The 10856-nt window shown below is 70.5% G+C and carries 10 protein-coding genes; 6 read left to right on the top strand and 4 right to left on the bottom strand.

Annotated features, from left to right (window positions below):
- Positions 1–200 precede the first annotated feature (200 nt).
- A complete protein-coding gene (locus AB0O76_RS03635; protein ID WP_365484931.1) occupies positions 201–1235 on the bottom strand; it encodes a DUF3068 domain-containing protein in 1035 nt (344 codons plus the stop codon).
- 191 nt (positions 1236–1426) lie between these two features.
- On the opposite strand from AB0O76_RS03635, the gene AB0O76_RS03630 reads away from it, so the two are divergent.
- The 4 genes from AB0O76_RS03630 to AB0O76_RS03615 all read left to right on the top strand — a co-directional run bounded on the left by AB0O76_RS03630 (position 1427) and on the right by AB0O76_RS03615 (position 4575).
- Positions 1427–1582, top strand: a complete 156-nt coding sequence (locus tag AB0O76_RS03630) for a hypothetical protein (RefSeq protein ID WP_365484928.1) — start codon at positions 1427–1429, stop codon at positions 1580–1582.
- 65 nt (positions 1583–1647) lie between these two features.
- Positions 1648–2901, top strand: a complete 1254-nt coding sequence (locus tag AB0O76_RS03625) for a helix-turn-helix domain-containing protein (RefSeq protein WP_365485544.1) — start codon at positions 1648–1650, stop codon at positions 2899–2901.
- Between the two features lie 9 nt (positions 2902–2910).
- Positions 2911–3759 carry an SMP-30/gluconolactonase/LRE family protein gene (locus AB0O76_RS03620; protein ID WP_365484925.1) on the top strand — a complete coding sequence of 283 codons (849 nt, stop codon included), beginning with the start codon at positions 2911–2913 and terminating at the stop codon, positions 3757–3759.
- 135 nt (positions 3760–3894) lie between these two features.
- A complete protein-coding gene (locus AB0O76_RS03615; protein ID WP_365484922.1) occupies positions 3895–4575 on the top strand; it encodes a hypothetical protein in 681 nt (226 codons plus the stop codon).
- A gap of 4 nt (positions 4576–4579) precedes the next feature.
- Here AB0O76_RS03615 and AB0O76_RS03610 read toward each other — a convergent pair whose 3' ends face one another.
- Entirely contained in the window at positions 4580–5068 is a 489-nt protein-coding gene (locus AB0O76_RS03610; RefSeq protein WP_365484919.1) for a MarR family transcriptional regulator, read from the bottom strand.
- A 92-nt stretch (positions 5069–5160) separates the two neighbouring features.
- On the opposite strand from AB0O76_RS03610, the gene AB0O76_RS03605 reads away from it, so the two are divergent.
- Positions 5161–6198: an NADP-dependent oxidoreductase gene (locus AB0O76_RS03605; RefSeq protein WP_365484916.1), complete on the top strand. Its 1038-nt coding sequence runs from the start codon at positions 5161–5163 to the stop codon at positions 6196–6198.
- Positions 6199–6300: 102 nt separating this feature from the next.
- On the top strand, positions 6301–6729 hold the full coding sequence (locus AB0O76_RS03600; protein WP_365484913.1) for an organic hydroperoxide resistance protein: 429 nt from the start codon (positions 6301–6303) through the stop codon (positions 6727–6729).
- A gap of 73 nt (positions 6730–6802) precedes the next feature.
- Here AB0O76_RS03600 and AB0O76_RS03595 read toward each other — a convergent pair whose 3' ends face one another.
- Together AB0O76_RS03595 and AB0O76_RS03590 are read right to left on the bottom strand one after the other, a co-directional pair.
- Positions 6803–7960 (bottom strand): serine hydrolase domain-containing protein, encoded by a 1158-nt coding sequence (locus AB0O76_RS03595; protein WP_365484910.1) that lies wholly within the window; start codon positions 7958–7960, stop codon positions 6803–6805.
- A gap of 178 nt (positions 7961–8138) precedes the next feature.
- Entirely contained in the window at positions 8139–10748 is a 2610-nt protein-coding gene (locus AB0O76_RS03590; protein ID WP_365484907.1) for a M14 family zinc carboxypeptidase, read from the bottom strand.
- Positions 10749–10856 lie beyond the last annotated feature (108 nt).

Raw genomic sequence — 10856 nt, 5'->3', positions numbered from 1 at the left:
CTCCAACTCGTCAGGGTGCGGAACCGTGGGGGGTGGAACCGTACGGGTCACTTACGGGGTCACGCGGAGGTGCTGTGCTCGGTCTGTGCGGGGGTGGTGCGGGGACTGTGCTCGGGTGGGGTGGATAGTTTTCGCCGCCCTGTTCGACGCGGCTACTCACCGAAGTGATAAGTTCCGGGGTTTCATTAGCTGACGTCTCATCACATCGTGGTGGGTTGCAGGGCGGTTGGTGACGTATCGCTATTCGGACCGTCCGGCTCCGCCGCTGAACCCGGCCCTCCGGAACCATTTGCCCCACTATGGGACCGCCGTCCCCTGACGACGAGCACGACTCCGGCGACGGCGAGCACCGCACCCAGTGCGCCCGCTCCCACCGGCAGCGTCGTGCCCACCAGCTTCAGCCGGCTGCTGTCGTCGTCGGCGAGGCCGACCTGCGTCTTCTGCGTCTTGGTCGTGAACGCGATGCGCTTGCTGTCGAGGAGGACCGTGGAGTCCTTGTCGGAGCCCGGCGCCCGCAGCGTCTTGCGGGGCCCGACCGCGGCATAGATGATCCGGCCCGTGCGCTTGTCGGCCACCAGCTCCACGCCGTGGTTGGCGTACCACTCCTCGGCCAGCACATTGCTGCGCTTGGGCTGCCCCACCAGGCGGCCCGGCACGAGCCGGGTCCCGGTCTTCGCGGGCTCCACCTTCGCGGTGAAGCGGTAGCCCTCGTACCCCTGGATCTTCTTCGTGCCGCGGAAGGTCAGCGGGACGGTCGCGCCCAGGGTGCCGTCCCACCAGACGTACGAACGCTTCTCCACGTCGAAGGGGAACTTGAGGTAGGCCTCGCCCTCGAAGTACGGCTTTTCGCCGCAGCAGTGCACTGGGCGGTTCGTCTCCCGGTCGGTGACCCAGCGCTCCTGCGTGAACAGGAGCGAGTCGTGTGGGTCCGCGGCCGGCAGGGACTTGTCGGGATCGACCGACGTGACCACGTCCCAGACTGCGTGTTCTTTGGTGCTGTCCTCCACGTCGCCGCGTACCTGACGCGTGATCGTGAGGTTCTTGTTATGCACCGTCTTGATCTTGTCGGTGTCGAAATAGCTGCCTTTGCCCTTGAAGACCGTAATGGTGTCGATGTCGACCGGCGTGCGTTTCGCCCGTGGTTCGACGTACCACGCGAGCAGCGGTGCCAGGACGAGCAGGAAGGCGCCGAGTCCGAGGAGGATCAGCGAGAGGGGCGAGGCTGTGCGGCGCATCCGGCACTCCTGGTGGCGGGTGATGAAGGTTACCGAGCCGTATGGGGCCGGAACGCTAGGCGGACCCTTGACTTAGTGTCAATGCATTGATGAGACTGTGCTCTCGCCGGGCGGGGCCGGTGAGGGACTGTGCGAACACCAGCCGTGCGACCAGGGTGGGGACGACCTCCAGCAGAGAGGCTGACCCTGACATGCACCGATTGCTCGCCGCAGGACTGACCGTCGTGATGGCCGCCGCCCTGGCCGTGGCCGCCGCGTTCGGCATCGTCGCTGTCCTGAATGCGACCCCGGACCAGCCCAACACGCCCCTCGTGCACTATGAGTCGCCCCGCGGGGGCAGTGAGTGACCGCGCCCGTGACCGAGAGTCAGGGTTCGCTGTCCGTCCGTTCCGCCTGGCGGGATGTCCCGCCGATGCTGGTACGGCAGTTCGCCGCGCTCGCCCTGGACGAAGCGCCCGCGCTCGCCCAGGACATCCTGCGGGAGATCCGCGCCGAGTACCCGGGCCTGCCCGTCGTCCTCGACGACTCGGGCGAGCCGATGGCGCTCATCGGCATCCGCCGCGCCCTCGAAGGCTTCGTCCAGCAGATTGCGGCCGGTGAGGGCCGGCCGTGCTATCCGCTGGAGGTCTTCCAGGAGTTCGGCCGCGGCGAGGGCCTGCACGGCCGCAGCCTCGACTCGCTGCAGGCCATCTACCGGCTCGGCGTGCGCCTCGCCTGGCGCCGCCTCGCCGAGATCGGCCAGCAGATCGAGATCCCGCCGCCTGCCATGTACGAACTCGCCGAGTCGGGCTTCGAGTATCTCGACGGCCTGGTCGACCAGTCGGTACGCGGCTACGCCGAGGCCGCGGCCCGGCAGGCGGGCGAACGGCTGCGCCTGCAAAGGAAGTTGATGGAGCTGCTGCTCTCCGAGCGGCGCGGCGACGCCTTGACCGGCGGGCCTGCGGATTCCGCTTCCGCCGGTGGCCCGCACTCCGCTTCGGGGCAGCCGGGCGGCGCCCTCGACGAGCGGGCCGCCCGCGTCGGCTGGCAGCTGCCCGAACGCGTCGCCGTCGGCGTACTGCTCAGGCCCGCGCGGGAGGCCGTGGCACCCGCCGTCGGGCAGGGCGTCCTGCTCGACATGGAGACCGAGCAGCCCCGCATGGTCATCCCCGACCCGGACGCGGCCGGGCGCCCCGAACTCCTGCGGCGCGCCATGGCGGGCTGGTCCGGCGCGATCGGCCCGCCCGTGGCACTGGCCGACGCCGCCAAGTCGCTGCGCTGGGCGCAGGCCGCCGTCCGCCTCATGGAACGCGGACTGCTGCCCTCCGGCGAGGTCCTGCACTGCACCGAGCACACCGAGGCCCTGGTCCTGCTGCAGCCCGAGGAGCTCATCGAGGACCTGGCCCGCCGCTGCCTGGCACCCCTCGCCCACTGCGGGCCCGCGCACGGCCGCCGCCTGGCCGAGACCCTCCTCGCCTGGCTGGAGACGCGGGGCGGTGCGCCCGAGGTGGCGGCGCGGCTGGGCGTCCACCCGCAGACGGTGCGCTACCGCCTGCGCCAGATCAGGGAACTGTGGGGCGACGAGGTGGACTACCCGGACCGCCGCTTCGAACTGGAACTGGTCCTGAGAGCAAGGAGATTGAGGGGAGAGCTGGGGCGGGTGGGCCGATCGGGGGCGCGCGGGTAGCCTGCCGGGATGGACATAGCGGTACGCGCGCAGGCAGCACTCGGCGAGGGCCCCACGTGGGACGCCGCCGCCCGGCGGCTCATCTGGGTCGACATCCTGAACTCACGCGTCCACACTTACGATCCGTCGACCGGGCGCCGCTCGGTCATGGCCACCGAGCAGCACGTCGGCGCCGCCAAGCCCCGCGCGGGCGGCGGCCTTGTGGTCAACCTCCGGGACGGCGTGGGCCTTTACGACGCCGTGGCCGACGGTTCCGCTTTCCGGTGGCTGCACCGCGACGCCGTACCGGGCCGCCGGGGCAACGACGCGGCGGTCGCACCGGACGGCGCGCTCTGGGCGGGCACCATGTTCTACGACGAGACGCCCGGCGCCGCCAACTTCATCCGCGTCACCGGCGACGGCACGGCCACCGAGGTGTTCGGCGACGTATCCGTGAGCAACGGCATCGGCTGGAGCCCCGACGGCCGCCTCATGTACTACATCGACACCCCGACCCGGCGCATCGACGTACTGGACCTCGGCGACGATCAACTCCCGCGCTCCCGGCGGCCCTTGGCGGTCGTCGAGGACACGGCCGGCTACCCCGACGGGCTGACCGTCGACGCCGAGGGCTGCGTCTGGGTCGCCCTGTGGGACGGCGCCGCCGTCCGCCGCTACACCCCGTCCGGCGCCCTGGACCGGGTGATCGAACTTCCCGTGGCGCGCCCCACCGCGTGCGCGTTCGGCGGGACCGGCCTGCGGGACCTCTACATCACCAGCGCGCGTACGGGACTCGACGCGCCGCACCCGCTCTCCGGCTCGGTGCTCGTGGTGCCGGACGCGGGTCAGGGCGTGGCACAGGCCGCGTTCGCCGGATAGCGGTGCTTTCAGGCCGGGTTGACCGAGTAGCACCACATCTACCTGGCCCTTTCCGGTGGAACATTCGATTCCGCACACAACCTTCACGGCAGTCGCTTCCTCTGTTCCCCGTGGCTCACTTAGCCTCCATGCCTCATGGACTACTGCCACCCGTGCCACAGGCACCTCAACGGCGCCCTGGCCTGCCCGGGATGCGGAACCCCGGCCGAAGCCTGCCGTGAGTACACGGAGGCCGTCGCCGAGCAGGAAGAGGCGGACGGCCCCGAGGGTGCGTACGACGAGGAGGCGCCGCGCGTCCGGGGCCGCCGCCGCAAGGAGCGCGGCCGCAAGGCACACCGGCGCAGGCGCCGCAGGATCCTCCTCGTCACGGCCGGTCTCGCGCTCGCCGCGGGCGGCCTGAGCCTGGCCGAGCTCGCCACCGAGGGCCCTTCGGACGACCCCACGGCGGCGTCCGCCGCGGACGGGGGCACGGGCGAGCGCCCCGCGGCACGCGAGTCGGCGGGCAGGGACGACGAGACGGCGTACGACGAAGGGGTCACGGCGACCGCGTCGGCGACCCCCACGGCATCGGCGTCCGCGACCGACAAGGACGAGGCGGCGCGGAAGAAGAAGTCCAAGGAGGCCAAGGAGAGGGAGGCGGACAAGGCGGACGACGGGGCCGATTCCCAGGCCCCGGCCACCACCTCCGCACCGGACACCCCCGGCACTCCGCAGACCCCGCGCCCCGCGCCCCCGCCGACCTCGCAGAAGCCGGTCCCGACGCCGGAGCCGACCCCGTCGGAGACGTGCGACCGGTTCCTGTGGTGGTGCACGTAGCGGGTCAGTCCGCCGTGTCCTCGGCGCTCTCCGCGCTCTCTGTGCCCTCTGTTTCCTCGCCGACCATCCTGCGCAGCAGCCCGCGCAGCGAGAGCCGCTCCTCGTGCGTGAGCTCGGCCAGCGGCTCGCGGGCGAAGCTCAGGGAGTCGCGCAGGCTGCGCGCGACCCGTCGGCCCTCGTCCGTGGGGCCGGCCAGCTTCACCCGGCGGTCGGCCGGGTCGGGCCGCCGCTCGACCAGGCCGCGTGCCTCGAGACGGTCGACGATCCCCGTGATGTTCGACGGCTCGCACTTCAGCTTCTGGGCTATGCGCCGCATCGGGATCGGTTCGAGCGAGAGAAGGCCGAGGACGCGCGCCTGCGCCCCGGTGAGGGCGTGCTCGCCCGCCGCCTCCTCGTACTCCTCGTGGTAGCGCGCCACGACCGTGCCGATCAGCTCGACGACTTCGAGCGTCAGGGGGTCGGTGCGCGGAGGGCGGGAGCTGCTGGTGGCCATGGCACCAGACTACCCGGTTACTTGACATTATCAAATATGTAGGCGCATGGTTGTTTCACTACATGAAGCAATGTTCCAGGAGGACGCCCCGCATGTCCGTCACCCCCGAATCCGCAGAGCTCCCCGCCGTCAGCCGTGAATGGCACCTCGTCCGGCGGCCGCACGGCTGGCCCGTCCCGGAGGACTTCGCCCTGCGCGAGGCCCCCGTCACCGCCCCGGCCGACGGCCAGGTCCTGGTTCGCAATCTGCACTTCTCCGTGGACCCGTACATGCGCGGCCGCATGAACGACGTGAAGTCCTACACGCCGCCGTTCCAGCTGGACGAGCCCATGCAGGGCGGCGCGGTCGGCGAGGTCGTCGCATCGAACGCCGAGGGCCTCGCGGTGGGCGACCACGTCCTGCACTTCGCCGGCTGGCGCGAGTACGCGACCTTCCCGGCCAAGCACGCCACCAAGGTGGACGCCAAGGCCGCGCCCCTCTCCACGTACCTCGGCGTGCTCGGCATGACCGGCCTGACCGCGTACGCGGGCCTCTTCGAGGTCGCCTCCTTCAAGGAGGGCGACTCGGTGTTCGTGTCCGGCGCCGCCGGTGCCGTCGGTGCCCAGGTCGGCCAGATGGCCAGGCTCAGGGGTGCCTCGCGCGTCGTCGGCTCGGCGGGCTCGGACGAGAAGGTGAAGCTCCTGGTGGAGGAGTACGGCTTCGACGCGGCGTTCAACTACAAGGACCCGCGCCCGGTGGTCGAGCAGCTGAAGGAGGCCGCCCCCGACGGGATCGACGTCTACTTCGACAACGTCGGCGGCGAGCACCTCGAGGCGGCCATCAGCCGGATGAACGTGCACGGCCGCGCCACCATCTGCGGCATGATCGCCGGCTACAACGACACCGAGCCGACGCCGGGCCCGCGCAACATGGCCATGATCATCGGCAAGCGCCTTCGCCTGCAGGGCGTGCTCGTCGGCGACCACGCCGCGCTGCAGCCGCAGTTCATCGAGGAGGTCGGCGGCTGGATCCGGTCCGGCGAGCTCAAGTACAACGAGACGTTCGTCGAGGGCGTCGAGAACGGCGTCGAGGCGTTCCTGGGCATGCTCCGCGGCGAGAACACGGGGAAGATGATCGTTTCCCTCGTCTGAGGCGGGCGGCGGATGGGCGCTTTCCGGCATCCGATAAAGTCTTTCCACAATGCCGCGACTGTGGGCGCGCAGAGCGGCTCGTCTCAGGAGGAACCGGCACCTATGTCCATCCAGCAGATCGCCGTCAAGTACACCGCCGTCGCCACCGCCGAGAACGGCCGTGACGGCCGCGTCGCCACCGACGACGGCAAGCTCGACGTCGTCGTCAACCCGCCGAAGGAAATGGGCGGCAGCGGCGCCGGCACCAACCCCGAGCAGCTCTTCGCGGCGGGCTACAGCGCCTGCTTCCAGGGCGCGCTCGGCGTCGTCGCCCGCAAGGCGAACGCCGACATCTCCGGCTCGACCGTGACCGCGAAGGTCGGCATCGGCCAGAACGAGGCCGGCGGCTTCGGCCTTGAGGTCGCGATCACCGCCTCCATACCGAACGTGGACGCGGCCACCGCGCAGTCCCTGATCGAGCAGGCCCACCAGGTGTGCCCGTACTCGAGCGCCACGCGCGGCAACATCAAGGTGGAGCTGGCGATCGCCTGACCAGCACTCCGTGTACGTGAGAGGGCCGCATCCCGAAGCCGGGGTGCGGCCCTCTCTCACGTGGCCCGGCCGGTCAGCCGGTGACCGCGGCCGTATGGATGGCCCGTACGAGAGGCTCGTCCTCCGGGGGCGGTCCGCCGGGGAAGGGGAACCGGCGCCGTGTGTAGCCGTACGCGAGCCCGCTGCGCGGATCGGCGAACGCCTGCGAGCCGCCCACGCCCTTGTGCCCGATGGACCCCGCGCCGAGGAACGGGTACCCGGCTTCGGCGGTGTTCTGGAACCCCACCCCGAACGATTTGTGGGCCTGCGACACCAGGTCGTACCCGTTGGAATGGATCTGCCCGAACTCGGCCACGGTGTCCGCCGTCAGGAGCGGCTCCCGCCCGTCGAGCCCGCCGACCGCCGCCGCGTACATCCTGGCGAGACCGCGCGCGGAGGCGACACCGCCGACGGACGCGGGCCCCTTGGCGCGTACGAGGCGGGAGTTGGGGAGCGCCTCCAGGTCGGTGGGGTGGGCGCCGTTGCGGTTGAAGGCGATGGAGTTCAGGGTGTCCGGCTGCGGCGGCTGCGCGTCGAGGAAGGCGCGCTCCGTGGCCGACGGGATCATCGGCAGCACGGAGCGGAAGCGGGGTTCGAGCACCTCGGGGAGTCCGAGGTGGAAGTCGAGACCGTACGGGGCGCGGACGCGCTCCTCGTAGATGTCCTGCAAGGTCCGCCCGGTGACCCGGAAGACGACTTCACCGGCGAGCGCGCCGATGGACAGGGCGTGATAGCCGAAGGCGGTACCGGGGCGCCAGTAGGGCCGCTGGGTCGCGAGGCGGGCGGCGATGGCGCGGTCGTCGGCGATCTCCTCGGGGCTGAAGCCCCTGTCGGCGCCGACTATGCCCGCGCGGTGCGAGAGAAGCTCCCGGAGGGTGATGCCGCCTTTGCCTTCGGCGCTGAACTCCGGCCAGTAGTGGGCCACTTCCCTGTCGAGGTCGAGGACCCCGTCCTGTACGAGCAGGGCGGTCGTGAGGTGGGCGGCGCCCTTGGTGGACGAATACACCCCGAAGAGCGTGTCACCGTCCGTGTCGGGCCCCACCCACAGGTCGACGACCTGCCTCCCCCTTACGTACGCGGCGAGCTGCGAGGCATGCTCGGGCTTCTCCCCGGCGAGGAGAGCGGCGAACTCGCCCCGAACGGCTTCGTATCCGGCTGCGGTGGTGCCGAGCACCTTGATCTCACGGGTCATGCGGTCAAACCTCCCTGCGTGTGGAACCGCGGGCAAGAGCATTTCCGCTCCTCGAACGCCGGAGGGGCTAAATGAATTAGCCCGTCGAGGGGGTCCCCCCTGCTCATTAAGAGCTTGGGGGAGTTTGAGGACGAACCCGCCGAAGGCGGTGATCAGCGGAACCGCCGGAGGCAGAACCTCAGCCCACGCTCAACAGCGCCCTCCCCACCTGCGGAAACACCCCCTTCGGATGGTCACGGAACAGCGGCTCCGTGCCGAACAGGACGACCCCTGAACCCGAAGCCGAGGACCCGCTCACCACAGACGCCCGCCCCGCCGCATCCGCAGGACCACCCGCCCCGTCCACCGCACGCCAATGCCCGGACACCAGCGGATTCCCGTCCCCATAGGACTGCTCGACCCGCACCCCACTCCCCAACTCCGTGAACCACATGGGCGCGTACACGAACGAATGCGACGGCGCACCGCCGGTCAGCGGCCCGGTATTCACCACCCGCACCACACCATTCGCATCCCCGTTCCCGGAAACCGCCTTGGCGGCAAGCAACTTGGCGTCGGAGTTCAGCGCTGCCCCCTCCGCGCCACGCCCGACAAGCCCGCCCCCACCGGAGAGGAACCCGTCAAGCCCGGCCCGCGCCTCCGCGTTCAACTCCCCGTAGGAAAGCCCGGCCGAGACGAACAGCGCGTCCACACCGCCCGACTTCTTCCAGTCGAAGCCCGCGTTCAGCACGGCGGTCGAAACCGGCACCACATCGAAGTTCATCTCCCGCAGCGCGAAAAGCTCACCCGGCGTGACAGCCGCCGCGACCCGCGTGCGCCGCACCACCGCCCCCGCCTTCGCCTTGGTCGCGTCGAACGCCACGTCGTACTTCTTGGCCGCGGCGAAAGCCGCACCCCGCGCCTTCGAGGAAAGGATCACGCTGCCGTCGTCGTCGGCGGCCCGCCGCACCGGAACACCGCGCCCGAGCAGCCAGTTGAGCGCGGCCACCTCCCGCGCGTCGTCGAGCCGAAGCCGCAGATCCCCGCGCGGCGCGACCTGCCCGACCCGCGAGGGCTCGTGAACGGCCCGGGCGGGGACGCCGTCGAGGCCGCCGCCCTGCACCGAGTCGACCGTGGCGCCCCACAGCCGCCCGAGGCTCCACCCGGAGATGTCGTACATCGTCGACACCTTGTCGCTGATGTCCCGGCCGTCGGCGAGCATCACATTGGCCAGACCGCGCTTCGGCTGAAGCATGTCGATGACGTACGAACCCTTCTCGTACGAGGTCCCGCCGAGCCGGAAGTCCCGCGTCGCACGCTCCACCCGCACGTCGTTGTCCAGCAGGTGCCGCACCAGCCGCGAGGCGGCCGCCGCCGAGCGCTGATCACGCGACCCGGCCGGGATGACGTACGCGCGCGGGAAGTCGGTGGTGTACACGTCCTCCGGGCCGATGCCCGGCACCCCCGGCACGGTCTCCGGCGACACCGGAACCTGCGCGGCACCGGCGGCGCCCCGCCGGAACGTCTCGATCTGGTCGGCGATCACCGAAGTGCGGTGCTGTTGCGTGTAGTTGAGCGTTGCCGACATCGCCGCTCCCGCGATGTCCACGTTGATCGCGGACCGGCGCCGCAGTTCCGGCACCGAGAGGTCGTCGTACTCCTCGTTGTTGACGACCATCGGGAACTCGATGGTGTGCGCGGCGACCGCGCCGTGGAACGGCATGTACTGCGGGGTGAAGATCGGCGGCCAGTCGTCCCAGCCCTCCTCCTGGTCCCGGAAGGGGATGACCGCGGGCTCCACGCCGTCCTTCTCGGGGGTGTAGCCGAGGCCGTTGACCGCGGCTTCCATGCCAAGCGCGTTGGCGTAGGTGTTCTTCAGGAAGAGGTCGTACTCGTAGTTCTCGCCGTGCGGCGGAGTCGTCGGCTCGATCAGTGTGCCGTTGACGTATCCGTGCAGGTCGATCATGATCGCGGGCTGTTTGTCGATGGCGATCTGCCGCATCGCGCGGGCCTCGGGCTGCGACGCGGTGATGAAGTCGCGGTTGAGGTCGAAGCCGTTGGCGTTGGCGCGGGTGCCCGCGATACGGCCGTCGGGGTTGGCCGTGATGTTGAAGTAGAGGCGGTTGTGGGCGAGGAGGTCCTTCGACTTCTCGTCCTTGGCCTTGGCCAGCTTCTCGATGAGCTTGAGGGCCGCGTCCGTGCCCTCCCACTCGTTGCCGTGGATGTTGTTGTTGATGAAGACCGGCGTCTTGTACGAGGACTTGACCGCCGGATCCTTGGCCGCGGCCTCCGGCGCGTTCTCTATGAGCTCGCGCATCCGCTCCTGGCGGGCGGACTCCTTGGCCGACTCGGGCGCGGTGACGGTCACCAGGTAGAGCTGGTGGCCGCCGGCCGAGCGGCCCGCGATCTCCACGCTGACGCGGTCGCCGATGCCCTGGATGTCGTTCAGCTTCGGGGCTATGGAGTGGTAGGGCGCCAGGCCCAGTTTTATCGACTTGTCGTCAGGGTTCGCGGGCGGCGGGGTCAGCTTCTGTTCGCGGGGGTAGCCGCGGTTCCTTGTGTCGGTGAGGTCGGTGCCGCCGCGCGCGGCGTCGAGTGCGCGGTCGGCCGCGCTCGCCGGACCCTTGGCGGCCCGCTCGGTGCTGCTGAGCGGCGAGCCCTCGCGGTGGATGTCACGGCCCGGACTCGGGTCGGCGGTCGCGCTGCCCGGCGCGAGCGTGGTGAAGAGGAGGGCGCCCGCGGCGGCGAGCGTGGTGAGCAGGACGGGTCTGGACGGCCGGGATGGCCCAAATGGCCGGGATGTGCCCATGCGTACCTCCGAGAATGGTCAGTACGCGTGGTCTACCGGTTCAACCCCCGCACAACAAGAGGGCCTTGGGCCCCACACGTCACACCTGTGACCGGCGGATAGGCTGTA

The organism is Streptomyces sp. NPDC086554 (assembly GCF_040686095.1).
Taxonomy (GTDB): domain Bacteria; phylum Actinomycetota; class Actinomycetes; order Streptomycetales; family Streptomycetaceae; genus Streptomyces.
Note: the sequence above shows the minus strand (reverse complement) of the source record. Positions and strands in the feature narration are given on the sequence as shown.

What these genes read in the sequence shown, in the direction of transcription:
- AB0O76_RS03630 (WP_365484928.1), top strand. Translation starts at nt 1,427, where the DNA reads ATGCACCGATTGCTCGCCGCAGGACTGACCGTCGTGATGGCCGCCGCC.
- AB0O76_RS03595 (WP_365484910.1), bottom strand. Translation starts at nt 7,960, where the DNA reads ATGACCCGTGAGATCAAGGTGCTCGGCACCACCGCAGCCGGATACGAA.
- AB0O76_RS03600 (WP_365484913.1), top strand. Translation starts at nt 6,301, where the DNA reads ATGTCCATCCAGCAGATCGCCGTCAAGTACACCGCCGTCGCCACCGCC.
- AB0O76_RS03635 (WP_365484931.1), bottom strand. Translation starts at nt 1,235, where the DNA reads ATGCGCCGCACAGCCTCGCCCCTCTCGCTGATCCTCCTCGGACTCGGC.
- AB0O76_RS03590 (WP_365484907.1), bottom strand. Translation starts at nt 10,748, where the DNA reads ATGGGCACATCCCGGCCATTTGGGCCATCCCGGCCGTCCAGACCCGTC.
- AB0O76_RS03605 (WP_365484916.1), top strand. Translation starts at nt 5,161, where the DNA reads ATGTCCGTCACCCCCGAATCCGCAGAGCTCCCCGCCGTCAGCCGTGAA.
- AB0O76_RS03615 (WP_365484922.1), top strand. Translation starts at nt 3,895, where the DNA reads ATGGACTACTGCCACCCGTGCCACAGGCACCTCAACGGCGCCCTGGCC.
- AB0O76_RS03620 (WP_365484925.1), top strand. Translation starts at nt 2,911, where the DNA reads ATGGACATAGCGGTACGCGCGCAGGCAGCACTCGGCGAGGGCCCCACG.
- AB0O76_RS03625 (WP_365485544.1), top strand. Translation starts at nt 1,648, where the DNA reads ATGCTGGTACGGCAGTTCGCCGCGCTCGCCCTGGACGAAGCGCCCGCG.
- AB0O76_RS03610 (WP_365484919.1), bottom strand. Translation starts at nt 5,068, where the DNA reads ATGGCCACCAGCAGCTCCCGCCCTCCGCGCACCGACCCCCTGACGCTC.